This is a genomic window from Exiguobacterium flavidum, assembly GCF_003344535.1.
GTDB lineage: Bacteria > Bacillota > Bacilli > Exiguobacteriales > Exiguobacteriaceae > Exiguobacterium_A > Exiguobacterium_A flavidum.
The window spans coordinates 28,848-53,023 of the sequence record NZ_QPKS01000003.1 but is presented as its reverse complement, the minus strand read 5'-3'; the positions used below and the strand labels follow the sequence as shown (position 1 = coordinate 53,023).

At 52.9% G+C, this 24,176-nt stretch carries 25 protein-coding genes and 2 tRNA genes; 24 read left to right on the top strand and 3 right to left on the bottom strand.

The annotated features are described in order from the left end of the window. Positions 1-194 precede the first annotated feature (194 nt). Positions 195-647 (bottom strand): hypothetical protein, encoded by a 453-nt coding sequence (locus DFG60_RS03580; RefSeq protein ID WP_114570375.1) that lies wholly within the window; start codon positions 645-647, stop codon positions 195-197. A 155-nt stretch (positions 648-802) separates the two neighbouring features. Between DFG60_RS03580 and DFG60_RS03575 the strand changes: the two genes are divergently transcribed. The 22 genes from DFG60_RS03575 (at position 803) to DFG60_RS03470 (ending at position 22,110) form a co-directional block, all read left to right on the top strand. Then, a tRNA-Met gene (locus DFG60_RS03575) sits at positions 803-876 on the top strand. A gap of 10 nt (positions 877-886) precedes the next feature. Next, positions 887-960, top strand: a tRNA-Ile gene (locus tag DFG60_RS03570). Positions 961-1,071: 111 nt separating this feature from the next. Next, positions 1,072-2,529: an alpha-amylase gene (locus DFG60_RS03565; RefSeq protein WP_114570374.1), complete on the top strand. Its 1,458-nt coding sequence runs from the start codon at positions 1,072-1,074 to the stop codon at positions 2,527-2,529. A 106-nt stretch (positions 2,530-2,635) separates the two neighbouring features. Further along, positions 2,636-3,244, top strand: coding sequence for a superoxide dismutase (locus tag DFG60_RS03560; RefSeq protein WP_114570373.1), 609 nt, complete (start codon positions 2,636-2,638; stop codon positions 3,242-3,244). A 128-nt stretch (positions 3,245-3,372) separates the two neighbouring features. After that, positions 3,373-5,439, top strand: coding sequence for a peptidoglycan D,D-transpeptidase FtsI family protein (locus DFG60_RS03555; RefSeq protein WP_114570372.1), 2,067 nt, complete (start codon positions 3,373-3,375; stop codon positions 5,437-5,439). Between the two features lie 230 nt (positions 5,440-5,669). Next, the gene (locus DFG60_RS03550; protein ID WP_114570371.1) at positions 5,670-6,614 is read left to right on the top strand and encodes a PstS family phosphate ABC transporter substrate-binding protein; all 945 of its coding nucleotides are present in this window, start codon (positions 5,670-5,672) and stop codon (positions 6,612-6,614) included. Between the two features lie 85 nt (positions 6,615-6,699). Continuing rightward, on the top strand, positions 6,700-7,641 hold the full coding sequence (gene pstC / locus DFG60_RS03545; protein ID WP_114570370.1) for a phosphate ABC transporter permease subunit PstC: 942 nt from the start codon (positions 6,700-6,702) through the stop codon (positions 7,639-7,641). Between the two features lies 1 nt (position 7,642). Beyond that, entirely contained in the window at positions 7,643-8,551 is a 909-nt protein-coding gene (gene pstA, locus DFG60_RS03540; protein WP_114570369.1) for a phosphate ABC transporter permease PstA, read from the top strand. Positions 8,552-8,574: 23 nt separating this feature from the next. Next, the gene (gene pstB / locus DFG60_RS03535; RefSeq protein ID WP_114570368.1) at positions 8,575-9,393 is read left to right on the top strand and encodes a phosphate ABC transporter ATP-binding protein PstB; all 819 of its coding nucleotides are present in this window, start codon (positions 8,575-8,577) and stop codon (positions 9,391-9,393) included. Positions 9,394-9,409: 16 nt separating this feature from the next. Beyond that, complete coding sequence (gene phoU / locus DFG60_RS03530; RefSeq protein WP_114570367.1) at positions 9,410-10,069, top strand: phosphate signaling complex protein PhoU; 660 nt, start codon at positions 9,410-9,412, stop codon at positions 10,067-10,069. 108 nt (positions 10,070-10,177) lie between these two features. Further along, a complete protein-coding gene (locus DFG60_RS03525) occupies positions 10,178-10,900 on the top strand; it encodes a DUF4912 domain-containing protein (protein ID WP_114570366.1) in 723 nt (240 codons plus the stop codon). Between the two features lie 32 nt (positions 10,901-10,932). Further along, a complete protein-coding gene (locus tag DFG60_RS03520; RefSeq protein WP_114570365.1) occupies positions 10,933-13,122 on the top strand; it encodes a 1,4-alpha-glucan branching protein domain-containing protein in 2,190 nt (729 codons plus the stop codon). Positions 13,123-13,226: 104 nt separating this feature from the next. Further along, the gene (gene rpmG, locus DFG60_RS03515) at positions 13,227-13,376 is read left to right on the top strand and encodes a 50S ribosomal protein L33 (protein WP_012369771.1); all 150 of its coding nucleotides are present in this window, start codon (positions 13,227-13,229) and stop codon (positions 13,374-13,376) included. Between the two features lie 57 nt (positions 13,377-13,433). After that, on the top strand, positions 13,434-13,988 hold the full coding sequence (locus DFG60_RS03510; protein ID WP_114570364.1) for a 5-formyltetrahydrofolate cyclo-ligase: 555 nt from the start codon (positions 13,434-13,436) through the stop codon (positions 13,986-13,988). Next, on the top strand, positions 13,973-14,743 hold the full coding sequence (locus DFG60_RS03505) for a DUF92 domain-containing protein (protein WP_114570363.1): 771 nt from the start codon (positions 13,973-13,975) through the stop codon (positions 14,741-14,743). The genes DFG60_RS03510 and DFG60_RS03505 overlap by 16 nt, the downstream gene beginning before the upstream one ends. A gap of 158 nt (positions 14,744-14,901) precedes the next feature. Further along, positions 14,902-15,852, top strand: a complete 951-nt coding sequence (locus tag DFG60_RS03500) for an L-lactate dehydrogenase (protein WP_114570362.1) — start codon at positions 14,902-14,904, stop codon at positions 15,850-15,852. 130 nt (positions 15,853-15,982) lie between these two features. After that, a complete protein-coding gene (locus DFG60_RS03495; protein WP_114570361.1) occupies positions 15,983-16,492 on the top strand; it encodes a GNAT family N-acetyltransferase in 510 nt (169 codons plus the stop codon). Between the two features lie 151 nt (positions 16,493-16,643). Beyond that, on the top strand, positions 16,644-17,711 hold the full coding sequence (locus tag DFG60_RS03490; protein WP_114570360.1) for a rhomboid family intramembrane serine protease: 1,068 nt from the start codon (positions 16,644-16,646) through the stop codon (positions 17,709-17,711). Between the two features lie 19 nt (positions 17,712-17,730). Next, positions 17,731-18,765 carry a M42 family metallopeptidase gene (locus tag DFG60_RS03485; RefSeq protein WP_114570359.1) on the top strand — a complete coding sequence of 345 codons (1,035 nt, stop codon included), beginning with the start codon at positions 17,731-17,733 and terminating at the stop codon, positions 18,763-18,765. After that, positions 18,749-18,946 (top strand): YqgQ family protein, encoded by a 198-nt coding sequence (locus DFG60_RS03480; RefSeq protein WP_114570358.1) that lies wholly within the window; start codon positions 18,749-18,751, stop codon positions 18,944-18,946. The genes DFG60_RS03485 and DFG60_RS03480 overlap by 17 nt, the downstream gene beginning before the upstream one ends. 87 nt (positions 18,947-19,033) lie before the next feature. Continuing rightward, on the top strand, positions 19,034-19,981 hold the full coding sequence (locus DFG60_RS03475) for an ROK family glucokinase (RefSeq protein ID WP_408608648.1): 948 nt from the start codon (positions 19,034-19,036) through the stop codon (positions 19,979-19,981). Between the two features lie 206 nt (positions 19,982-20,187). Then, positions 20,188-22,110: an LTA synthase family protein gene (locus DFG60_RS03470; protein WP_114570356.1), complete on the top strand. Its 1,923-nt coding sequence runs from the start codon at positions 20,188-20,190 to the stop codon at positions 22,108-22,110. 153 nt (positions 22,111-22,263) lie between these two features. Here DFG60_RS03470 and DFG60_RS03465 read toward each other — a convergent pair whose 3' ends face one another. Then, a complete protein-coding gene (locus DFG60_RS03465) occupies positions 22,264-22,443 on the bottom strand; it encodes a DUF2759 domain-containing protein (protein ID WP_114570355.1) in 180 nt (59 codons plus the stop codon). Between the two features lie 165 nt (positions 22,444-22,608). Between DFG60_RS03465 and DFG60_RS03460 the strand changes: the two genes are divergently transcribed. After that, positions 22,609-23,226 (top strand): MBL fold metallo-hydrolase, encoded by a 618-nt coding sequence (locus DFG60_RS03460; protein ID WP_114570354.1) that lies wholly within the window; start codon positions 22,609-22,611, stop codon positions 23,224-23,226. Positions 23,227-23,273: 47 nt separating this feature from the next. Here DFG60_RS03460 and DFG60_RS03455 read toward each other — a convergent pair whose 3' ends face one another. Further along, on the bottom strand, positions 23,274-23,537 hold the full coding sequence (locus DFG60_RS03455) for a DUF2626 family protein (protein WP_114570353.1): 264 nt from the start codon (positions 23,535-23,537) through the stop codon (positions 23,274-23,276). Between the two features lie 226 nt (positions 23,538-23,763). On the opposite strand from DFG60_RS03455, the gene DFG60_RS03450 reads away from it, so the two are divergent. Beyond that, a complete protein-coding gene (locus tag DFG60_RS03450; protein ID WP_114570352.1) occupies positions 23,764-24,150 on the top strand; it encodes a Spx/MgsR family RNA polymerase-binding regulatory protein in 387 nt (128 codons plus the stop codon). The last annotated feature ends 26 nt before the right edge of the window (positions 24,151-24,176 follow it).

Sequence of the window (24,176 nt, the reverse complement as noted above, 5' to 3'; positions counted from 1 at the left end):
TAGTGATTATCTCTCTCATCATAGCGGAGTCCCGCGAAAAAATCGAGAAACAAGAATGAATCGTGAACATTCCCATCGTCGTCGACAGAGCGGGATCTGTCAATCCGGCGCAAGGCGGAGCAAGAGGGCTATATTTCATTTACCGTATTAAGTGGACCAGAAAGACCGAACAACGACCATCCAGCCGTTCATGATCAGGTTCTTTTTTTTCTGCGGGCCAGTACTAGCGGAACGACCGCATAGAGACCATTCAATAGGAAGAGCGTCAAAGCGGCGGTCTCCGTCCCATAAAGCTGGAACGATAAGATCGTGACGGGGATGGCGACGACGCTCGCGGCGACGGCATAGGGGAAGGCATGGCGATACGTCCATGGCTTCGGCAAGATCATACGGACCAGTACTTGGACGATCAACGCAAAAAGCGCGAACCAGAGCAGCAACGTGATCATCAAGCCGATGAAATGGAGAATCAGCCAAGGGACGTAGGCAATCTGCCGCACGACGAAGAAACTGTCGATGGCCGAGGCGAGTATGGCGAGGAAGACCGTCGTGCCCATGTAGGCAGAAAGCGGCGCGAGGCGCGCCTTTAAGAAGTTGCGGTTCGGGAAGGCGGACAGGGTGATGAAACGGCGGATCAGTTCGAACATTGACGGCAGTCCTTTCCAAATAAGCATTAGTCTCAGGGAAAGTATACTTGAAAACGGGGAAGGCATGAGAAAAAATCGTTTGTTTTTTTGCTTTCTTAGCATAGCTTATTGACAATTCGTTTCTTTTTTCGTATCGTAAGAGTTGTTCTTATCATGGCGGTGTAGCTCAGCTGGCTAGAGCGTACGGTTCATACCCGTGAGGTCGTGGGTTCGACTCCCTCCGCCGCTATATACGTTAAGGACCCTTAGCTCAGCTGGTCAGAGCAGACGGCTCATAACCGTCCGGTCGCAGGTTCGAGTCCTGCAGGGTCCATACAGACGCGCGCCTGATTTCAGGCGCGCGTTTAGTTTTGTCTCCGTTGGGAAATAGTAAGATATTCCTATACTATTCACAAATACAGCTTTAAAGGGAGAGCGAAACAGGATGGAACGCAATCATACGATGATGCAGTTTTTCGAATGGCACGTAGAGAACGATGGCAAGCACTGGCAACGACTGAAGGAACGGGCACCTGAACTGCGCGAGGCAGGAATCACGTCCATCTGGATTCCACCCGCATCAAAAGGGCAGTCCGACGAAGATACAGGTTATGGCGTATACGACCTGTATGACCTCGGCGAGTTCGACCAGAAGGGAACGGTTCGGACGAAATATGGCACGAAGGACGAACTGCTCGACGCCATCCATGAGGCGAACGAGAACGGGATCGCCGTCTATGCGGATGTCGTCATGAACCATAAAGCGGCAGCGGACGAACTCGAGACGGTCAATGTCGTCGAGGTACATCCGGAAGATCGCTCGCAGGAAATTTCAGAAGAGTTCGAAATCGAAGCCTGGACGAAGTTCAACTTCGAAGGACGCGACAATAAGTATTCGGATTTCAAATGGAACCATTCACATTTCAATGGAACGGATTTCGACGCGCGTGAAGAGAAGACGGGCGTCTTTAAGATATCAGGAAAGAACAAGGACTGGAACGAGCAGGTCGACAGCGAATTCGGGAACTACGACTATCTGATGTTCGCGAACATCGACTACAACCACCCGGAAGTCCGGGAGGAGATGATTCGCTGGGGCCATTGGTTCAAGGAGACGATCAATTGCCAAGGCTTCCGTCTCGACGCAATCAAACATATCAACTACGAGTTCGTCAACGAGTTCGCAAAATCGATGATCGGAGACGATCCGAAAGGGTTCTACATCTTCGGTGAGTTTTGGAAATCCGATCTCGACGACTGCCGTGCCTTCCTCGACAGCGTCGACTACATGATCGATCTGTTCGACGTCCCGCTCCACTATAAATTCCATGAGGCTTCGAACCAGGGCGCGGAGTTCGACCTGACGACACTGTTCGCGGATACGCTCGTCGAGTCGCATCCGACGCATGCCGTGACGTTCGTCGACAACCACGATTCCCAACCTGAGGAATCGCTCGAATCCTGGATCGACGATTGGTTCAAACAGCACGCATATGCCTCGATTCTGTTGCGCAAGGATGGTTACCCATGCGTATTCTATGGCGACTATTATGGCATTCAAGGACCGGTTCCTGTCGAAGGGAAGAAAGAGATGATCGACGCCCTGCTGTATGCGCGTTACCACAAGGCATACGGAAATCAGGAAGACTACTTCGATGACCCGCACTGTATCGGATGGGTACGCCGCGGCGTCGAGGAAATCGAGGGTTCAGGCTGTGCCGTCGTCCTCTCGAACAGCGACATGTGCGAAAAACGGATGTTCGTCGGTGAACAGTTCGCAGGTCATGAGTGGTACGATTATACGAACCATCAGGAGGAACCGGTCGTGATTGACGAGGAAGGTTTCGGGGTATTCCCAGTACCAGGAGGCGGAGTCTCTGTCTTCGCTCCACGTGACCTCTGATTTTCGGACGCACAGGTGGAGCGGAACGTTTGCACGGAAGGCTCCATCTTTGATAGGATGGAAGTGCAGTGAGATTACCGAAAAAAAGGTTAAGGGGGACATGAAAATGTCAAAATTTGAATTGCCACAACTCGGCTACGCATATGATGCGCTCGAGCCGCACATCGACGCTCGTACGATGGAGATCCACCATTCGAAGCACCATAACGCGTACGTGACGAACTTGAACGCAGCGCTCGAGGGACGCGGTCTCGAAGACAAGTCACTTGAAGAACTCCTTCAAGGTCTCGATGCACTTCCGGCAGACATCCAGGCAGCGGTCCGCAACAATGGTGGCGGTCACTGGAACCACACGTTCTTCTGGAAGCTTCTCAAGAAGAATGATGGCGGCAAGCCGACAGGGGAACTCGCTTCAGCAATCGATGAAGCGTTCGGCTCGTTCGACGCGTTCAAGGATACTTTCTCGAAAGCGGCTACGACTCGTTTTGGTTCAGGTTGGGCTTGGCTCATCGTCGAAGGCGGAAAGCTTGAAGTCGTCTCGACACCTAACCAGGATACGCCGGTCATGGAAGGCAAGGCGCCTATCCTTGGAATCGATGTATGGGAGCATGCTTACTACCTCAACTATCAAAACCGTCGTCCTGACTACATCGAGGCGTTCTATAACGTCATCGATTGGGATCACGTCGCGAAGCTCTACGCAGACGCGAAGTAATCAAGCGCCCGACCGGTCTCCCGTGAGACCGGTTTTTTTGTGTGAAATGGAATGATTTGTTGTGAGAGCCGGACTCCTTCTATATAATGAAACGAGATGACTTTTGAACGATAGGGGAGTAACTACATATGCCAAAACGGATCACCGTTCAGGGGAGAAGGCGGAATCATTTACCGCTCCGCCTGAATCTCATGTTTTTCATCGTCTTTTTATTGTTCGCCATCCTGATCTTTCGGCTTGGCGTCGTTCAGATCGTCAACGGCGAGCAGATTGCCCGCGAGGTCCAAAAGACGGAGCTGATCGCCTCGAAGTATGAGGTGCCGCGCGGGAAGATCTATGACCGTGACGGACGCCTTCTCGTCGATACGATCTCGAAATACTCGATCGTCTACCGTCGTTCTCAGACGACGAAACTCGAGGAACGGCTCGAGGTCGCAAGCCGACTCGCGAAGATCATCGAGTTGCCGAAGGACGACTGGAAGGTCACGGAGCGGGACAAGAAGGATTATTGGATCGCCGTCAACAAGGATGAGTCGGATGAACGGTACCGCAAAGCGGCCGATGCGAAATATTCGTTAGAGCAGCAGGCGGAACTGACGACATCGGAAGAGGATCAGATCCGTCTTGATACGATCACGGAGGAGGACATCGACTTCGACGATGAGACGCTGGAGCTTATCGCGATCAAGCATAACATGGAAGTCGGTTACGCTCTTGATCCCCAGCTCGTCAAGGTCGGCGCATCTCCGGAGGAGATGGCGATCATCGACGAGAACCTTGAGGACCTCCCGGGTGTGACGGTCGAACCGTTCTATGAACGTTCTTATCCATACAAGGAGACGTTGCGCGGATTGTTCGGTAAGTATGCCCAGATCCCAGCCGAACAACAGGCGGAATTCAAGGCGAAAGGATACAGCATGAATGATCGCGTCGGAAACTCGTTCCTCGAGCAGCAGTATGAGCAGCTGCTCCGCGGTAAACCGGCATACGACGTCTACACGACGTTCAACGGACAGCCGATCGGAGAGCCTACGCGTGAAGAAGGCGAAGCCGGAAAGGACCTCGTCCTTACTGTCGACGCGAAATATCAACAGCAGGTCGATCAGATCCTGCGTCAAGCGATCAAGATGGGCCGCGGAATGGGAAGCCGCTACTTGAAGGAAGGCTATGCCGTCGTCATGAATCCGAAGACGGGTGAGATTCTGGCCATGTCCGGACAGAAGCTCGATACGTCGACGAACAAGTTCAGCGATGTCGCCATCAACAACGTCCTGACGTCACTCCAGATCGGTTCGACGATCAAGGGAGCGACCGTCGCAGCAGGTCTTCAGACCGGTGTGATCGAGCAGAACGAAGTCATCATGGACGCACCCGTGACGATTGGCGGGATGACGAAGAAGTCTTACGTCAACATGGGGGCGATCACCGACCTAAAGGCGCTCGAGCGTTCGTCGAACGTCTACATGTTCCAGATCGCCCTGCGCCTGTCGAAATACAGCCAGACGGGACCGATCAGCCCGAACGTCGACAAGGCGGCCGCGCTCATGCAGAACTACTACAGCCAGTTCGGTCTTGGAGTGACGACCGGAGTCGACCTTCCATATGAAGCAAAAGGGGTTCAAGGTATTCCCGATCGCGTCACGCTCCTGATGGACCGCGTGATCGGACAGTATGACGCCTTCACGCCGCTTCAGGTCGCGCAGTATATCTCGACGCTCGCGAACGGAGGATATCGTGTCCAGCCTCATTTCCTCAAGGAGGTGCGGACGGCGAACTCGACCGAGGAGTCGATGAAGAAGGTCGAATACAGCTTCGAGACGAATTACCTGAACCGCGTCAATATCGATCAGGATCATATCGATCATGTCCGCGAAGGACTCCATCGCGTCGTCAAGGGCGACCAGGGGACGGCGCGCATCATCGCGCAGACGGGGATCGATGCCGCCGCGAAGACCGGTACGGCACAGGTCAGCGTCTACGGTGAGGACGGTCTTGCGCTCCGTAACGGCAAGGAACCGGTCCGATCCCTCAACTCGAACCTCGTCGGCTGGGCGCCGTATGACAATCCGGAGATGGCATGGGCCGTGTTCCTTCCTTATATGGAACAAGAGGCGGTCAACTCACGGATCGGCCACGATCTGATCAAAGCCTACTTCGACGTCAAGGACATCCCTTGGCAGACGAAAGGTCAATGACAATACTGGAACGATGAAGCGGAGCCGCCTTGGCTCCGCTTTTTTTCATATGGATTGACCTTTTTTTCTACAATAATCCGCCGTGTAAACGCAGAAACACACACCTTTACATTTCTTTTACGTTTGATTCATTTCTTTTTAATAGTTCCTCGGTAGTATAAAGCTTGTAAGAACAAACGGACCTAATGTCGCATCGAAACGAGCGGCACACTCAAGGAGGAAATTCAGAGATGACTTGGATGAAAAAAACGGCACTCGTCACTACGATTGCATCGGTAGCGGTTGTAGGTGCAGCTTGTGGAAATGATTCTGGATCTTCTAGCAGTTCAGAGGAATTGAAAGGGAAGGTCGCAATCGACGGATCTTCTACAGTGTTCCCGATCATGGAAGCAATCGGTGAAGAGTACTCGATGGAGCAGCCCGACGTCGACGTGACAGTAGGTGTATCCGGTACGGGCGGTGGATTCAAACGTTTCGTCAAAGGTGAGACAGACTTGTCGAACGCATCGCGTGAAATCAAGGATGAGGAAGTAGCGGAAGCTGAAAAGAACGGTGTGGCATTCACGAAGGTCACGCTCGCATACGACGGGATGACGATCGCAGTCAGCAAGGACAACACATGGGTCAAAGAGATGACGCTCGAGCAACTCTCGAAGATCTGGCTCGACCCGAACGTCAAGACATGGAAAGATGTCGACCCATCGTACCCTGCTGAACCGCTCAAGTTCTTCAGCCCTGGTAAGGACTCAGGTACGTTCGACTACTTCTCAGAAGAGGTGCTTGACGAGAAGGACATGCGTAAAGACGTTCAGCTCTCTGAAGATGACAACGTCCTCGTCAAAGGTGTCGAAGGCACGAAGGGTGCAATCGGCTACTTCGGATACGCGTACTATGCAGAGAACAAGGATAAGCTGAAGGAAGTTCCACTCTCGAAAGAAGGCGCGGACGCAGTAGCACCGACGCACGAGACGATCAACGACCTCTCGTACCCGCTCTCGCGTGAAATCTACACGTATGTCAACAACAAGTCGCTCAAAGAAAAAGAGCAGGTTGCCGACTTCGTGAAGTTCACGAACGAGAACGCTGGAGACCTTGCGGAAGAAGTAGGCTACATCAAGATGCCGCAAGAAAAATATGATGAGAACGAAAAAGCAATCGAAGCTGCTATGAAATAAGCAACTGGCAGGAGAACGGTCCAAAAAGGGAGGCCTTTTTGGGCCCCGTTCTCATGTCTAAGTGATGAAGTAGGGAGCGAAAATAATGAATTCACAAACGAATGGCTCGGTTCGTGAGCTGATAAAAAAGAACCGACAAAAGAAACATAGTGTCAAGAACGTCATGGAACGGATAATGCCGATCGTTTTGTTCATGTGTGCGTTCGTATCGGTCGTTACGACCATTGGCATCATCCTCACGCTTGTGCTCGAGACAGAGCACTTCTTTGAAAAGGTGCCGTTCAGCCAATTCTTCGGAAGCACGAACTGGTATCCGCTCAACTCCCAGCCGGAGTATGGCATTTGGCCGCTCGTGGTCGGGACGCTTGAGATCACCGTGATCGCGATGCTCGTCGCCGTGCCGATCGGTTTGACATCGGCCATCTATCTAAGCGAGTATGCATCGGATAAGATGCGCCGTATCCTGAAACCGATCCTTGAAATCCTGGCGGGTGTACCGACGATCGTCTTCGGTTTCTTCGCCTTGACGTACGTCACCCCGTTTCTTGAAAAGTTGATTCCTGGACTTGCCATCTACAATGCGCTCAGCCCGGGGATCGTCGTCGGGATCATGATCATCCCGATGATCGCCTCCATCTCTGAAGACGCGATGAGTTCCGTCCCGAAAAAAATTCGCGATGGTGCCCTCGCCCTCGGATCGACACGCCTTGAGGTCGCGACGAAGGTCGTCGTACCGGCCGCGCTCTCAGGGATCATCGCTTCGATCGTACTCGGAATCTCCCGGGCGATCGGTGAGACGATGATCGTGACGATCGCCGGCGGCTCGAACCCGACGGCAGCAATCGATCCGCTCGAACCTGTCCAGACGATGACTGCGTACATCGTCCAAGTCGCCCTCGGTGACGCCGGATACGGAACGGTAGAATACTATAGTATTTATGCGGTCGGAACGCTCTTGTTCGTATTCACGCTCGCGATGAACCTGCTCGCGAACTGGATCACGCGCCGCTTCAGAGAGGAGTATTAAGATGGCCTTACCAGAAAAACAACCTGTAGATAAAAAATTCATCGACCCGGCAGCTGTCAAGCAATCGATCAGCAAACGCCTGGTCGTCAACCGGTTCACGAAATCAATCTTCCTGATGGGGCTGTTGTTCGGTCTCGTCGTCCTGGCTGTCCTGATCACCGGCGTCCTGCGAGACGGCATCGGTTATCTTTCACTCGACTTCCTTCAGAACTTCCCGTCCCGCCGCCCGGAACGTGCAGGGATCTATCCTGCGCTGATGGGTTCGATCTGGCTCATGGTCATGATCATCCCGATGATTTTCCTCATCGGTGTCGGTTCTGCGATCTATCTTGAGGAATATGCGAAGAAGGGGCGGATGACATCCTTCATCGAGGTCAACATCTCGAACCTTGCCGGCGTCCCGTCGATCGTCTTCGGTCTTCTCGGGCTGACGTTCTTCGTCCGGAACATGAGTCTCGGTTCGACGTTGATCTCCGGTGCTCTCACGCTCGGTCTGATGAGCCTTCCGGTCGTCATCGTGTCGTCGCAAGAGGCAATCCGTGCAGTACCACAGGCAATGCGCCACGCTTCTCTTGCTTTAGGGGCATCGAAGTGGCAGACGACGTACAAGGTCGTACTCCCGGCGTCGCTTCCGGGTATCATCACCGGAATCATCCTGTCAGTTTCCCGTGCCATCGGTGAGACGGCTCCGCTGATCATGGTCGGAGCGGCGATCTTCATCGCACGGGCACCAAGCGGCTTCTTCTCGGAATTCACGGCACTGCCGATCCAGATTTATAACTGGACGAGCCGTCCGCAAGAAGAATTCCAATATCTCGCTTCAGCGGGGATCATCGTACTGATGGTGATCCTGATCGCGATGAACTCTGTCGCCATCTGGATCCGTAACAAATACTCGAAACGCTACTAAGATAGAACTGAGGAGGCGCACGAATGATGGATACGAAGGTAACGCAACTCGATAAGCAAGAAACGCTCGCAACGAACGGAAACGACCGTCCGAGCGTATATAAGGTAAACGATTTGAATCTTTGGTACGGGGATGACCATGCCTTGAAGGATATCAACCTCGACATCAAGAAGAATGAAGTCACGGCGATCATCGGGCCGTCAGGATGCGGTAAGTCGACGTTCATCAAGACGTTGAACCGGATGGTCGAGCTCGTACCGAGCGTACGGACGAATGGAGAAATCCTGTATCATGACCGCAACATCTTCGACAAGGACTATCAAGTCGAGGAGCTGCGTACGTCGGTCGGGATGGTCTTCCAGCAACCGAACCCGTTCCCGAAATCGATCTACGACAACATCGCTTACGGACCGCGCGTCCACGGTGTGACGTCGAAGAAGGTGCTCGACGAAATCATCGAGCGCAGCCTTCGCGGGGCGGCAATCTGGGATGAGGTCAAGGACCGTTTGAACGAGAACGCCTACGGCCTTTCTGGCGGTCAGCAGCAACGTCTCTGTATCGCACGGACGCTCGCAATCGAACCGGATGTCATCCTGATGGATGAGCCGACTTCTGCCCTTGACCCGATTTCGACGTTGAAGGTCGAGGAACTCGTCCAGGAGCTGAAAACTGACTACTCGATCATCATCGTCACACACAACATGCAGCAAGCAGCACGTGTCTCGGATAAGACTGCCTTCTTCCTTAACGGAGAGGTCGTCGAATACGATCAAACGGATCGCATCTTCTCGAACCCGAGCGACAAGCGGACAGAAGACTATATCTCAGGACGATTCGGTTAATTAGGAGGAGATCGAAGTGGCAGCAAACCGTACGATGTTTGGAGAACAATTGAAGGTACTCGACGAGAAGGTATTCCTCCTCGCGAAGAAGACGATGCAACAGATCGCGACGGTCGCGGAAGCACTCGAGAAGTATGACCGTGAAATCGCGCTGCGCGTCATCGAGAACGACACGGAACTCGACGAGCTCGAGCTTGAGATCAACGACGGGGCGATCATCCTGATCGCGAAGCAACAGCCGGTCGCGACCGACCTGCGCCACCTCGTCACGGCGATGAAAATCGCGACGGACCTCGAGCGAATCGCAGACTACGCAGGGAATATCGCGAAGGCGATCCTGCGTGTCGAGACGTATCCGTATGTCGTCGACATCACCCTCCTCAAGGAGACGGTCGAGACGCTTCTCGACATGACGGAGACGGCGCTCGTCGCTTATCGCGACGTCAACGTCGAGAAGGCGAAGGAGCTTCAGGAACTCGACAACCGGGTCGATGAGATGACGTACAAGGCGCTTCGCCAGTACATGCGTCATATGTCGCTTCAACCGGTCGTCGTCGACGAAGTGATGCAGTTCACGAACATCTGCCGCTACCTCGAGCGGATGGGGGACCACTTGACGAATGTCGGTGAACATCTGATCTACATGGAAAAAGGAAAACATTACGATTTGAACTGAAAGATGGGCGAGCGGAAAATGATCCGCTCGCTTTTTTGTGCAAAGAAGGGATAGAAACAAGTTTGTAGAATAGAAAAGAAGTGAATAAGGACAGAGAGGTGAGTGGCAATGCTAGAGAAAATCATAAAATTGAAAGAGCAGGGACTGACGGTCAAACAGATCGCGGAAAAGCTCGAGACGACGGAAGGCAAAGTGAAATACGCCTGGAGCAAATACCGCAAGAGCGGGCTTCAGACTGAGACGCAGAAAACGAGTTCGCGAGACAAGAAGAGCGAGACGATAGAAAAACCGTTCGTACGAACGGAAGAAACGATGTCGACCGGCCAAGGCCAACCGATGTTAGGAAGGGATGCATTCGGTATGGCTACACATTACGAAGATGACGTCATCCGCGCCATCGTACAATCTCCGACATGTCTCTACGTATACTGGGAGATTTCTGCCTTGACGCGCAAGACGCTAGAGGCTCATTACCATGCTTCCTTTGAATCCTTCCGGAAAGAGTTGCGGATCATCGATGCGACGTTGCGCGACTATGGCAAAGGAGAAGTCAACCGGACGTATCAATTCGAATTGCCGGAAATGACGAATACTTGGTTCGTTCGCCCGTTGACCCCGGATACTACATATATCATCGAATGGGGGATTCAGACGATCGACGGAGACTTCCTTCCGGTCCTGCGCTCTAAACCAGTCGATACGCCACGGGACGCTGCCGTCACGGAAGGACGTTTCGAAGGACCAGTGAAGCGGTGGCAGTACGGCGAAGCAGAAGAGCCGGAGTGGGTCGAGGTTCTTGAGCCCTACTCGTACTTCGACCGTATTCGCTGACTGACAGAGAAGAGAGAAGGAGATAAGAAACCATGCGCAAAGGTTATTTTTCATTGGTATTACATGCCCATTTGCCCTATGTACGGCACCAGGAAGCACATCGACTCGAAGAACGGTGGATGTATGAGGCGATTTCAGAGACCTATATTCCGCTCCTGTGGGAGATTGACCGCCTGCAACGCCCGCTCGGATGGACGATCAGCATTTCTCCGCCTGTAGTCGAGATGCTCGCGGATGAGCTGATCGGTGAACGTTACGTCGAACACCTCGATGATACGCTCCTGCTGATCGAAAGAGAGTTGGCCACTGAACTGGCGGCGGAGGAACGGGATGCGCTGCTGTTTTACCAACAGCGCTATCAGGATCTCCGCGTGACGTTCGAGTACTGGGGAAGAAACCTCAATCGCGCGTTCCGTCACTATAAGGAACAAGGCTATCTCGACCTGATCACATGTACTGCGACACACGGGTTCAGTCCGCACATGTTCTCCGAACAGGCGGCGCGTGCTGAGATCCAGACCGGATTGAACTGTTTCGAACGCCATTACGGCTTCCGTCCGACGGGGCTTTGGATGCCGGAATGCGCCTTTACGCCGGGCCTTGACCGGATTATGTACGAAGAAGGCATTCGCTACACGTTCGTCGACGAACATGCCGTCCTCTTTGCTGATCCGTCTCCTAAGCACGGTATCGGTGCTCCGGTCTATTCCCCTCATGGCGTGGCATTGTTCCCGCGCGATCAGATCATTTCCGGTCGGATTTGGAGCTCGGTGATCGGGTATCCGGGCCATCCGGACTACCGCGAGTTCTATCGCGACCTCGCCTACGACCGGGAATGGGATCAAATCGCCGAATTCATGCACCCGGAAGGACTCCGGTTCGACACAGGTCTGAAATTGCACCGCGTGACGGGCAAGACGGATGAGAAGGAGTTCTATGTGCGGGACTGGGCATGGAAACGGACTGACGAGCATGCTGCAGACTTCGCTCAGGCGCTTGCTGCGCATCTCGATGAGCACCGCGGCCAGGACTTCCCGCCGTTCCTCGTCACGGCTCCATTCGATGCGGAACTGTTCGGTCACTGGTGGTTTGAAGGACCTGATTTCCTCGGAAAGGCGATGGAGCGTTTCGAGGAGCAGGGAATCGAATCGATCAGCCCTGCCATGTTCCTAGAACGTCACTTCCAGGACATCGAGACCGTCCATGTCTCGATGTCGACTTGGGGGCGGAAAGGATATGGCGAGGTCTGGATCAACGAGCGCAATGATTGGATGATTCGTCATCTCCATCAGCTCGAGAAACGACTTGCAGGGCAGATGGCGCGAGACCGTAGACGTGACCCGCTCGTCCTGAAAGCGAAACGTCAGCTCGTGCGTGAATATCTGCTCGCTGTCTCGAGCGACTGGCCATTCATCCTCGATGGACAGACGACTGCCCAGTATGCAGCAGAGCGCTTCCGGGAACATATCCGGAGATTCGAGGAGACGGAACGCATGCTCACTGAAGGAAAATTGACAGACGGCTGGTTGACTGAGCGATTCAATGACTATCCTTTCCTCGCGGATGAGGACATCGAGCCAGACGTCTTCCTGACGTCGCACGACTACTATGTCGGTGCAGAGCGTCCGGCCGAATGGAACGAGGCGGCTGTCCTGTTGATCGGGCTAGGATACGGGAATGGTGAGCGCGGTCAAGCCTTCCGGCATTTCGCTGAACGCTTAGCTGCCGCCGGAGAAAACGTGTACGTCCTGTCGGAAGGGGAATCCTCGTATCGTCATGAGAACGGGGTCCATGTCTACAAGACGAAGCCGACCGGTCTTCCGCTCGTCCAGACGTACAATCAGCTCGCTGCGCTCAACCTCGCGTTTCTGCGTGAAGCACAGGCACTTGCGAAAGGTGTGACTTTCCGGCTCGTCCATAACTTCAGCATGGAGTCGTCTTCAATTGCTCAAGCGTTCGCTGAACATCTCGACGTACCGCTCGTCTCGACTGTCCATGATGTCGAGAGCGAACGGACACCGCAAGGAAGCGGCGGTCTGTTCGTCGCAATCAAGCGGCTTGAGGGCGAGGCGATCAGACGATCCGATCTCGTTTTCGTAGGGCGCAAGGAGCTTGAGGAGCAACTCGTATCCGACTACCATATGAAACTGAAACCAGACGTCTTCACTGCGGACATTGAAAATCCATATGCACGATTGACGAATCTGAAAAAGAACGGATGAATGGTTGCATTTCCCTCGCGTTCTTGGTACGATACTTGAGTATGCTTAACCTTATGTAAAGCAAAAACACTTGATACATCGAGAGCTAGATAGGAGGGAATCCCATGCGCGTTAAAATCACTTTGGCTTGCACTGAAACTGGTGACCGTACTTATATCACTAAAAAGAACAAGCGTAACAACCCAGAGCGTCTTGAGTTGAAGAAATACAACCCACGTCTCCGCAAGCACACACTTCACCGTGAAGTAAAATAATGAGACTGAAGTCGTCACCTCGTGTGACGGCTTTTTTTGTAGGGAGGAGTCAAGTCCATGGACAAGAAAGAATGGCGCAAGGAGATTGCCGATCGGCTCGAGCGCCTCGAAGACCGGGAAGAGAAAGAGTTGACGGCGCTTCAACATCTTTATCGCCTCGAGCAATGGGAAAAGGCGGAAGTCGTCGCGATGACACTGTCGTTTCGGGATGAATTCCGTACGGATGCCATCCTTGCATCGGCGTTCTCAGCAGGGAAAACGGTCATCCTGCCGAAAGTGATAGGACGGGAGATGCGTTTCTTCAAGGTCGATGAAGCCCATCCCTATGTCATCAACGCGATGGGCATCAAAGAGCCCGGCGAGGGAGCGGAAGAGGTCGAGCTGAAAGAGGCAGACCTCTGCCTCGTGCCAGGAAGAGCGTTCACCTTGGAGGGCGACCGGCTTGGCTGGGGCGGAGGCTACTATGATCAGGCGCTTTCAGATTATCAAGGAGCCAGGGTCACCGTCACATTCGACGAACAAGTCGTCAACACATTACCGACCGAGTCGTTCGATGAACGGATTGATTTGTTGATCACCGAATCGGGTGTCCATCGATGTCGTACTACGTAATTCCGCTTCTGCTTGCCCTTTTCGGTTATCTGATCCGGTCGTTGACGTTCTCAGGAGCTCTCGCGACTGCCTGTGTCGGGGCCGGTGTCGTCTATGGGCTCGGCTTACCGGGTCTGCTCGTCCTCATCTTATTTTTCGGCAGCTCGAGCCTGCTTTCACGTTTCGGTAAGGCAAAAAAGCGCGGCGTCGATGAAATAATCGAAAAAGAAGGAGCGCGCGACGCGATGCAAGTGCTCGCAAACGGCGGAAGTGCATGTGCAGGAGCAGTCCTCTGCAAAGTGACGGGCGATACCGACTGGATTCTGCTTTTCCTTGGGGCGATCGCCGGCTCAAACGCGGACACGTGGGCTTCTGAAATCGGTCCCCTTTCGACGCGTGATCCGGTAATGATCGGAGAATGGCGCCGGGTGCCAGCCGGAACGAGCGGAGCCGTCTCCTTGCTCGGGACGGCCGCGACAGCAGCGGGGGCAGCATTCATCGCGCTCGCAGGATCGCTCCTGTTTGATGAGTGGCGTCTTTTTTTGTTCATAACTGCCGTCGGGATACTAGGGAGCCTACTCGACACGTGGTTCGGCAAACGATTCCAGCGCCGCTATCGTTGCGTCGTCTGCGGGCGGGGGACTGAGAAGAAGGCTCATCACGGGAAGCCGACAGAGCTGATCGAAGGAAGTAGGTTGATTGGAAACGATGCGGTGAATTTCACTTCCTCGACGATCGCGGCGATGATTGGTTTTGCGGTGCAAAAGCTGTGGTAAGGGAGAGGGACGGAGTATTTCCTTATTCTAGAATAAGATGACACAATTCTGACATATTGTGACCGTTTTCACACCAAGACCGGTATTGTGAAGGATGTTACAATCTAATTGTGAAGAAGATAACAAACAGCAAACGGACAGAAGGGTGGATCAACAATATGGAACAACACGCAAAAGTGATACGGGTGGCACTGGTCGGGGCTGGTGCAGTTGGATCAAGTTTCGCTTATCAAATGTCGACAGCAGGATTGTGCGAGGAGCTCGTCATCATCGACCTCAATCAAGCGAAGGCGGAAGGGGAAGCGATGGACCTTAACCACGGAACTCCGTTCAGTACGTCTCCGATGAAAATATGGGCTGGAGATTATTCGGATTGTAAAGATGCGGAAGTCGTCGTCATCACGGCCGGCGCACCACAAAAGCCTGGTGAGACACGGCTCGACCTCGTTTCGAAGAACGCAAAAATCATGAAGTCGATGATTTCGAGCATCATGGAATCCGGATTCGACGGAATCATCGTCGTTGCATCGAACCCGGTTGACATCATGGCCCACTTGGCATGGAAATATTCGGGTCTTCCGAAATCCCGTGTCTTCGGGTCAGGAACCGTGCTCGATACGGCGCGTCTCCGTCAGATGCTCGGGGAGTACTTCGACGTCGATTCACGGAACGTCCATGCCTACATTTTGGGCGAACACGGCGACACGGAATTCGCGGCGTGGAGCAACGCACGCATCTACGGCAAAACGGTCGAAGAACTTTTGGAGGACAGCGAGCGGTACACGCAGGAAGATCTCGACCGCATCTACACGAACGTCCGCGACGCTGCCTACCATATCATTGAACGAAAAGGAGCGACGTACTATGCGATCGGTCTCGGACTCGTTCGAATCGTCCGGGCAATCCTCGGGAATGAGAACTGTCTGTTGACGGTTGGGGCTCATGTCGACGGTCAATATGGCATCGATGGCGTCCATATCGGTGTACCGGCTGTCATCAACCGGCAAGGCGTCCGGGAAATCGTCGAGCTCTCACTTTCTGAAGAGGAACTCAAAAAGTTCCACCACTCGGCAGATGTCCTTAAAAAAACGATGGAACCGGTCTTATGATGAAAAGAACGCTTCGGCGTTCTTTTTCTATGTGACAGGTTTTACTATTTGAGAAAAAGGATATATGACTGTTAGAAGAGTTTTCGATCTCAGCAAATGAGGCAACTCGAAAAGGGGAGAACAGACAGTCATGTATACTTTTCGACACTTAACGAAACATGATGCAGAACAGTATTGGAATCTTCGTCTCGAAGGGCTGAAGAATCACCCGGATGCCTTCGGACATTCATTCGACGAACAGGCAGGCACGCCGCTCAAAGACGTACGCGAGGATATCGAAGGAGTCGAGGAGACGGACGAAGTGCTGCTTGGGATGTTCGACGGGGAAAAATTGTTCGGATTCGGTCAGGTGAAGCCGTTCGAGCTTACACGGGAATCGCACAAGGCGATGATTTCAGGCGTCTACGTGTCGCCGGAATACCGGGGCGGGACGGGACGTGCATTGATGGAGCAGCTGATCGAGGAGGCGAAGAAGATTCCTGATGTCGAGCAGGTCATTCTCGCTGTCCTTTCAGGGAACGAAGCAGCGCAAAAGCTTTACGAGTCGCTCGGATTCGAGGTTTATGCGGAGGACCCGCAATCGGTAAAGCTCGAGGACGGTACGTATCGTGACGACATCTGGATGAAGAAATATGTTTGACCGAGCAATGGGCCCCTATGAGAATAGGGGTTTTTTCGCGCTTCCGAAATGGGACGCACAGCTTGTCTAAGTGATGTCTACATCGCCGTGTGCAACGCAAGCAAAACGGGAATAGTCATGAACGGAGCCAATCGGGAAAGGGGAGGACACTTTGGATAGACGCTTCACAGACACCTTCTGGTATAAACTCGATCATTTAATCAAGAAAGGTAATCGGCTCATCGCCCTCGATGACAAGGCCAACATCGCCTGGATGGCAGGTGCGGAAAAACACGATCTGACACTCGTGATCGCCTCTCCGTATGTCTGGACGAATCATGTCACGAACGCGTTGCGCGAGGCGATCGAACGAACGCAAGGAGTAGTCCGCGTCGGGCGGGAGGATAAGCTGACCGTCCATCTGATCGCGGACCAGATCATGGACCTGCACCGGCTTGGCGAAATCCGTCTGCCCATCAAGGGGAAAATCGACCTTGAATATACGTTGGCACAGGAGTTCGAGGAGGCTGAAAGATACAAGGAGCATGCGCTACAGCTCGATCAGGAACGCAAGAAAGAGGACCGGTCCTTCTTCGACTACGGGACTCCTGGTTTGACCTATATGCTGATGTTTGCCTGCGTACTGATTTTCTCGCTGATGGAAAGGACGGGGTCGACTCTCGATACCGCACATTTGATCGCATATGGCGCGAAGTATAATCCGGCGATCGAGGCAGGGGAGTGGTGGCGTCTCATCACGGCCGCTTTTCTCCATATCGGACTCTTCCATCTGTTCATCAACATGATCGCTTTGTTCTCGCTCGGCCCGCTGTGTGAGCGCATCTACGGTAGCGGCCGCTTCTTGTTCGTCTATCTCGTCGCGGGAGCGACAGCAAGCTTGTTCTCCTTCGCGACGAACCCATCGGTTTCTGCCGGTGCATCCGGGGCTTTGTTCGGCCTTCTTGGCATGTTGTTCTACTTCGGGACAGTCGAGCGCAGATTATTTATGCGTACCCTCGGGCCCAGTCTTTTTGTTATCATTGGGATAAACGCCCTGTTTGCCGTCCTAAGCCCGATGGCGCTCGATCATGCCGCCCATCTCGGTGGACTGATCACCGGCTTCGTCGCGACAGGAATCGTCGGTCATCCGAAGGAACATGCACCACGTCTGCGCCTGATGTACAGCGCTGGATTCATCATCATCATCTTAAGTCTGCTTGCAGTTAGCAAGTATTTCTAATGAGATAGGGGAGAAAAGAATGCAAAAAATTGTAAAGACGATCAAGGAGTTGGTCGAAATCCCGAGCCCGACAGGATATTCGGCCGATGCTCTTACATATGTAGAGAAGCGTCTCGAGTCTGAAGGAATCAGCTACCGTAAACTCGAGAAGGGTGCGATCCTCGCCTCTCTTGAAGGCGAATCAAACCGGGCCCGCCTGTTTACCGCGCATGTCGACACGCTCGGCGCGATGGTGAAGGAAATCCTTCCTTCAGGCCGCCTGCGTCTCGCGCAGCTCGGGTACTATTCCTGGACCGCGATCGAAGGGGAGAACTGTCTGATCCATCGCATGGATGGGAGTACAGTCAGCGGGACGATCCTGCTCCATGATTCGAGCGTTCATACTTCGCAGGAGACGGGTACTGTGAAACGGACTTCTGAGAACATCGAGGTGCGTCTCGATTTGAAGACGACATCTGGCGAAGAGACGCGGGAAGCTGGAATCGAGGTCGGAGACGTCGTCTCCTTCGACCCGCGTTTCATCCACGTGAACGGATTCGTCAAGTCTCGTCATCTCGATGACAAGGCATCGGTCGCGATTCTCCTCGAACTCGCGAGCGAATGGAAGGAACAGAAGCTTCCTTATCCTGTGCATCTCCTCTTTTCGAATTACGAAGAGGTCGGATTCGGAGGAAATGCCGGCTTCCCACAGGAAGTCGCCGAATACATCGCGGTCGACATGGGGGCGCTCGGTGATGGACAGCACTCTGATGAGTATACGGTGTCGATCTGCGCGAAGGACGGTTCCGGACCGTATGACATCGGAATCCGGCATCAGTTGACACAGCTCGCGCGACGCGAGGGCATCCCTTATAAGGTCGACATCTATCCGTACTATTCGTCGGATGCCTCTGCTGCTGTCAGCGCAGGACACGATGTCCGTCACGCTTTGCTCGGACCTGGGATCGAATCCAGTCATTCGTACGAGCGGACGCATGAAGAATCGCTGCAGGCGACGTACGATCTGCTCAACCTCTTCGTAAAGGAGCCGATGAACGATGAAAACGATGTATGATGTGCAGCAACTATTGAAATCTTACGGGACGATCGTCTATCTCGGAGACAGGGAGGCAGACCTGTCGATGATGATGCTTGAACTCGACGAGCTCGAGGAGGCGGGCGTGCTCGAGAAAAAAACTTACGATTCCGCTAAGCTGATCCTCGTACATGAACTGAATAAGACACGAAATTCTTGAATTTGCATTTGTGCAAAGGCTTGCACAATTTTCCTCATCCAGTAAAATAGGAAGGGAAGCGATTACAAAACAGAGGGAGTTTTGAAAATGAAGTGGTTATTAGGCATCGATATCGGCGGGACGACCGTCAAAATGGCGATTCTGGACTTGCAAGGAATCATCGTCGAGAAATGGGAGATCGAGACGATCATCCTGAATGACGGGGCACAAATTCCGCACGACATCGCGACTTCTTTCCTGAAGAAAATCGAGGAGAGCAACAAGAAGCTCGAAGACTTCGTCGGTGCCGGGATCGGAGCGCCGGGCTTCATCGATTTCAACTCCGGAGTGGTCGAGCAGGCGGTCAATATCGGCTGGAAGAACTTCGAGCTCGTCGGCGAATTCGAACGATTGACTGGTCTTCCTGCCGTCATCGAGAACGATGCGAACGCCGCGGCGATCGGCGAAATGTGGAAAGGCGCAGGAGATGGGGCGACTGAGCTGCTCGCCGTCACGCTCGGGACTGGCGTCGGAGGCGGGATCATCACGAATGGTCACATCGTTCACGGGACGGTCGGGATGGCTGGCGAGATCGGCCACATCACGATGCTGACCGAAGGCGGAGTCCTCTGCGGATGCGGACGGACCGGCTGCCTCGAGACGATCGCCTCAGCGACGGGAGTGGCGAGGCTTGGGCTTGAGAAGCGCAAGAATCGCGACACCGTCCTAAACGATATCAAGGCCGTCACCGCGAAGGACGTCTTTGATGCCTACGCGCAGGGTGACACGGTCGCGACAGAGGTCGTCGAAGAAGTGACGCATTACCTCGGGCTCGCGCTGTCGAACCTCGCGAACAGCCTCAATCCGGAAATCATCGTGATCGGCGGAGGGGTGTCGAAGGCGGGAGAGGTCCTGCTGGCACCGCTTCGCAAGCAATTCGAGCGCTTCGCATTGCCGCGCGTCTTCGGTTCGACGACGATCAAGGTCGCGGAACTTTCGAATGACGCGGGCGTCATCGGATGCGGTTGGCTCGCGAAGAAGATGTTCTTAAAATAACGGCATTGTAAATGAAAGATTCGTTTCGGCGAATCTTTTTTTGCTTGATTACGTATAATGAAATATGTGATTGTAAAGGAACTTCTTTAATTCGGTTGCTTTTTTGTTAAACTAGGCGTAAAATTTGCTCGAGATATGGGTAGATAGATAGAATACACGACAGTCAACGGGAATGGGTCCTCAGCGGCTGTTTAGGAGGAAAGAGTATGCAACAGGATTCTGGCATCTGGTCACGGATGCGGCTGAAATTCGGCCATGAGGTGCGGAGCACCTACCGAGAGCATAAGCTCTTTTGGATTGCGACAATATTAATCTGGTTAAAAACCTATTTAGCGTATATGTTCTTCTTCGATGTACCGGTGACGAACTCGGCACAAGCCTTCATTTTGCTGATCAATCCGATCAGTTCGGCACTCTTCATGTTCGCGTTCAGTTTCTTCTTCCGCGGAAATGCCCAGAAATGGTTCATCTATGGGACGCTTTTCGTCGCGACGCTGATTCTCTACGCGGACATCATCTTTTTCCGCTTCTTCAATGATTATCTGACGTTGCCTGTATTGTTCCAAACGTCGAACGCAGAGACGGTGTCAGCTTCGCTGACGTCGCTGCTGACGTGGAAAGACCTTCTCATCGTCGGTGATTTGATCGCTCTGCCGTTCTTCTTGCGCAAGATCGACATGTCGAAGGCGGTCGCATCGCGCGGTCGCGCGATTCTCGCATTCGTTTCGGCTGCAGTCGTCTTCCTCGGAAACTTGACACTTGCTGAGACGGAACGCCCGGAACTTCTGACTCGTGCGTTCGACCGGGAATTGCTCGTCAAGAATATCGGAACGTTCAACTTCCATATGTATGACGCACTGATCCAGTCGAAGACATCGGCTCAAAAAGCGATGGCGGACAGCTCGGAACTTTCCGATGTCCAAAACTTCGTCGGGACGAAACATGCTGCGCCGAACCCGGCGATGTTCGGGAAATATGAAGGGAAAAACGTCATCGTCGTATCGTTCGAATCGGCGCAGTCGTTCGCCGTCGGCATGAAGTCGACCAACGGGGAATACATCACGCCGAACCTGAACAAGTTGATTGAAGAATCACACTACTGGGAGAACTTCTACCACAACACAGGGCAAGGCAAGACGTCGGATGCCGAGTTCATCCTTGAGAACTCTCTCTATCCGCTTGGCCGGGGCGCAGCATTCTTTACGAATGCGGAGAATGAGTTCCGTGCCACGCCTGAGATGCTGAAGGAAGACGGGTATTACTCGGCCGTGTTCCACGCGAACAATAAATCGTTCTGGAACCGCGATGTCGTCTACAATAACTTCGGTGTCGACCGTTTCTTCTCAGAGACTGATTATGAACTCGGGAATCCGGACGACATGACGGAGTGGGGCTTGCTTGACGACGCATTCTTCGAGCAATCGCTTCCGATGCTGAAGGATCTTCCGCGTCCGTTCTATTCGAAGTTCCTGACATTGACGAACCACTATCCGTTCGAGATGCCAAAGCCTGAACACGAACTCGTACCGCCGCTTGAGACGAGCTCGACGACGCTCAACCATTATGTGCAGGCGCTTGCCTATCAGGACATGGCGCTTGGGAAGTTCATCGATGGGCTCAAGGCTGACGGGACATGGGATGATACGATCTTCATCCTTTACGGAGACCATTATGGTATCTCGACGAACCACAATGCCGCGATGGCGGAGTTGCTCGAGAAGGATGAATTGACTGCGTACGACGTCGCTCAGCTGCAGCGTGTACCGTTCGTCATCCATCTTCCGGGACAAAAGAAAGGGAAGACGCATGATGACGTATCGAGTCAGATCGACATCAAGCCGACACTTCTCCATCTTCTGGGCAAGGACTACAAAGATGAGATCATGTTCGGGACGGACCTGTTCTCGAAACAGCATAAGGATTATGCGCTGTTCCGTGACGGTTCGGTCATCACGGACGAGATCGTCTATACGCAGGAGACGTGTTTCGACCGCGAGACGGGCGAAGAGTTGGCGGCGGCCGACAGTGCCCTTTGTAAAGAGAGCACGAAGACATCCGAGAAGGAACTTGGTCTTTCGGATCAGGTCATCTACGGAGACCTGCTTCGCTTCCTGCAACGCACAAACTAATGTCGACAGTTCTGTCGCCCTTCTCGGGCGGCAGACTTTTTTTGAATACAAGCAAAAAGGGTCTTGATTCCGTCGTTGACGAAACCAAGACCCTTTTTGCTTGTAAGTAGTGAGAATGAAAGCCTGAGCGATTCATTCCCGTTGCCGTCTTCGTTAAGATGGAATCCCACCGAAGATCAATGTCATCACGCCGAACCAACCGAACAAAAGAACAGTCAGACCCGCGAAGATGAGTGGAAACATTTGACGCTTCTTAAGCGAGCGAACGATCGCCCAAATTCCGACGATTGCTACTGCCACGAAAAGCCAACCGAGTGGTTGATCCAAATGCATGATGTATCCCCCTTTGAATCACATCGTGAAGTTCACGAAGATTTCACTTAAATCTCACTTTCAAGTGTAGCCCACTGCAACGATAAAGTCGAGAGGGCAGTCGAGGAACTTTCGACAATTTCGTGTATAGTGGAGAGGACGAATTCAATCAAAGGGGAATCACTTATGGAACTTGTGACCATCACTTCAGGAATCGCATCAGAAAACGGTTATTTGTTATTTGACGGGAACAGTTGTCTTGTCATTGATCCGGGTACGGAAGACATGCGCTTTTTCGACGAGATCGAGGCGCGAGACGCAAAAGTGGAAGCGATCGTTTTGACCCATGCCCATTTCGACCATATCGGCGGTGTCGATATGATCCGCCGGCATACCGGTGCAAAGGTCTATCTGCATTCAAACGAATCGAAGTGGCTCGGTAATCCCGATTTGAACGGTTCAGCCCGATTCGGCATCCCGCCGATGCGCATCAAGCCGCTCGATGAGCCGTTGAAGCCTGGCCGTTTGGAAATCGGGCCTTTTTCATTGTATGTGCTTGAAACGCCGGGACATTCTCCCGGCAGCGTCATCCTGTACCTGAAGGAACAGGCAATCGCGTTCGGTGGAGACTTGCTGTTCGAACGAAGCGTCGGCCGGACCGACCTTGCCGGAGGCGATCAGGAATTGTTGATGCGTTCGCTCGACCGTCTCGTTTCTGAATTGCCCCACGATACGACGATCTACCCCGGACACGGCCCATCAACCACGATTCGGCGTGAAATCAAACACAACCCGTTCCTGTGAACGAAAAAACCGCTCTTCGCGATTTGCGAGGAGCGGTTTTTTTGCATTCACATCTGGAAGTTCGTCCAGTAAGTGAAGACGATGAAGAATACAGTCAAGTATGCAGCAAAGATATACACGTAGACCTTTTCAGTCAAACGCAAGTAGCCAAGCGCTGCAAAAAAGACAGTTTGTGCCAAGAAGACGAAGCCCATGACCAAAAATGAATCCGTATGTTCGCTCGAGCTTGCGTCACCGCCGAGCGCGCCGATAAACGCCATGACTGCGATGATTCCAGTCCAGAATCCTAGTACGCGGTACATTCTCCCCATTCATATAACCCCCTAAATCCGACAGATAGTCAATACACGTACTTATTTTACCAAGCAAACAATGAAACGTCTATCCTGTTCTAGGGATTGATGAGGAATAACTGTGAACAAAAGATGAAATAGAAAAAATATTTATACAAAAGTTGTACAAATCATGTACAAAGTGATTTGGGAGTGGTATATTCAACATATAGAATCGTCCCAAAGGCTGAAAGGAGGAGCGACAATGTCAAATAGTTTGATCTTCTTCACCTATCCGAGCTGTACATCTTGCCGTAAAACGAAAACGTGGCTGAAGGAGGAGTGCGTGGAAATAGAGGAGCGTCACCTCTTCCGCAATGCTCCGACCGTCGATGAGTTGATGGAATTGCTTAAGCTCTCGACCGATGGCATCGAAAGTCTTCTTGCGACTCGCAGTCAGGCATTCAAAGACCTCGGCGTCGAAATCGAAGACATGAAATTGAGCGAGCTGCTCCGTTTGATGAGTGACAATCCGAAGCTGTTGCGTCGTCCGATCCTCACAGATGGCAAACAGCTGGTCATTGGTTATGATAAGCCGGGTCTGGAAACGCTGACGAAACGGAAACCTCGTACAATCGCCTATGTATCATGAAAGAAGCCTGATTGCTCAGGCTTCTT

Coding starts and splice junctions, on each gene's coding strand:
- DFG60_RS03485 (WP_114570359.1), top strand. CDS start 17,731: ATGCAAAAAATTGTAAAGACGATCAAGGAGTTGGTCGAAATCCCGAGC.
- DFG60_RS03455 (WP_114570353.1), bottom strand. CDS start 23,537: ATGGGGAGAATGTACCGCGTACTAGGATTCTGGACTGGAATCATCGCA.
- DFG60_RS03510 (WP_114570364.1), top strand. CDS start 13,434: ATGGACAAGAAAGAATGGCGCAAGGAGATTGCCGATCGGCTCGAGCGC.
- DFG60_RS03550 (WP_114570371.1), top strand. CDS start 5,670: ATGACTTGGATGAAAAAAACGGCACTCGTCACTACGATTGCATCGGTA.
- DFG60_RS03565 (WP_114570374.1), top strand. CDS start 1,072: ATGGAACGCAATCATACGATGATGCAGTTTTTCGAATGGCACGTAGAG.
- DFG60_RS03450 (WP_114570352.1), top strand. CDS start 23,764: ATGTCAAATAGTTTGATCTTCTTCACCTATCCGAGCTGTACATCTTGC.
- rpmG (WP_012369771.1), top strand. CDS start 13,227: ATGCGCGTTAAAATCACTTTGGCTTGCACTGAAACTGGTGACCGTACT.
- DFG60_RS03505 (WP_114570363.1), top strand. CDS start 13,973: ATGTCGTACTACGTAATTCCGCTTCTGCTTGCCCTTTTCGGTTATCTG.
- DFG60_RS03560 (WP_114570373.1), top strand. CDS start 2,636: ATGTCAAAATTTGAATTGCCACAACTCGGCTACGCATATGATGCGCTC.
- DFG60_RS03480 (WP_114570358.1), top strand. CDS start 18,749: ATGAAAACGATGTATGATGTGCAGCAACTATTGAAATCTTACGGGACG.
- DFG60_RS03460 (WP_114570354.1), top strand. CDS start 22,609: ATGGAACTTGTGACCATCACTTCAGGAATCGCATCAGAAAACGGTTAT.
- DFG60_RS03580 (WP_114570375.1), bottom strand. CDS start 647: ATGTTCGAACTGATCCGCCGTTTCATCACCCTGTCCGCCTTCCCGAAC.
- DFG60_RS03465 (WP_114570355.1), bottom strand. CDS start 22,443: ATGCATTTGGATCAACCACTCGGTTGGCTTTTCGTGGCAGTAGCAATC.
- pstA (WP_114570369.1), top strand. CDS start 7,643: ATGGCCTTACCAGAAAAACAACCTGTAGATAAAAAATTCATCGACCCG.
- DFG60_RS03470 (WP_114570356.1), top strand. CDS start 20,188: ATGCAACAGGATTCTGGCATCTGGTCACGGATGCGGCTGAAATTCGGC.
- DFG60_RS03475 (WP_408608648.1), top strand. CDS start 19,034: ATGAAGTGGTTATTAGGCATCGATATCGGCGGGACGACCGTCAAAATG.
- DFG60_RS03495 (WP_114570361.1), top strand. CDS start 15,983: ATGTATACTTTTCGACACTTAACGAAACATGATGCAGAACAGTATTGG.
- pstC (WP_114570370.1), top strand. CDS start 6,700: ATGAATTCACAAACGAATGGCTCGGTTCGTGAGCTGATAAAAAAGAAC.
- DFG60_RS03500 (WP_114570362.1), top strand. CDS start 14,902: ATGGAACAACACGCAAAAGTGATACGGGTGGCACTGGTCGGGGCTGGT.
- DFG60_RS03520 (WP_114570365.1), top strand. CDS start 10,933: ATGCGCAAAGGTTATTTTTCATTGGTATTACATGCCCATTTGCCCTAT.
- pstB (WP_114570368.1), top strand. CDS start 8,575: ATGATGGATACGAAGGTAACGCAACTCGATAAGCAAGAAACGCTCGCA.
- DFG60_RS03525 (WP_114570366.1), top strand. CDS start 10,178: ATGCTAGAGAAAATCATAAAATTGAAAGAGCAGGGACTGACGGTCAAA.
- DFG60_RS03555 (WP_114570372.1), top strand. CDS start 3,373: ATGCCAAAACGGATCACCGTTCAGGGGAGAAGGCGGAATCATTTACCG.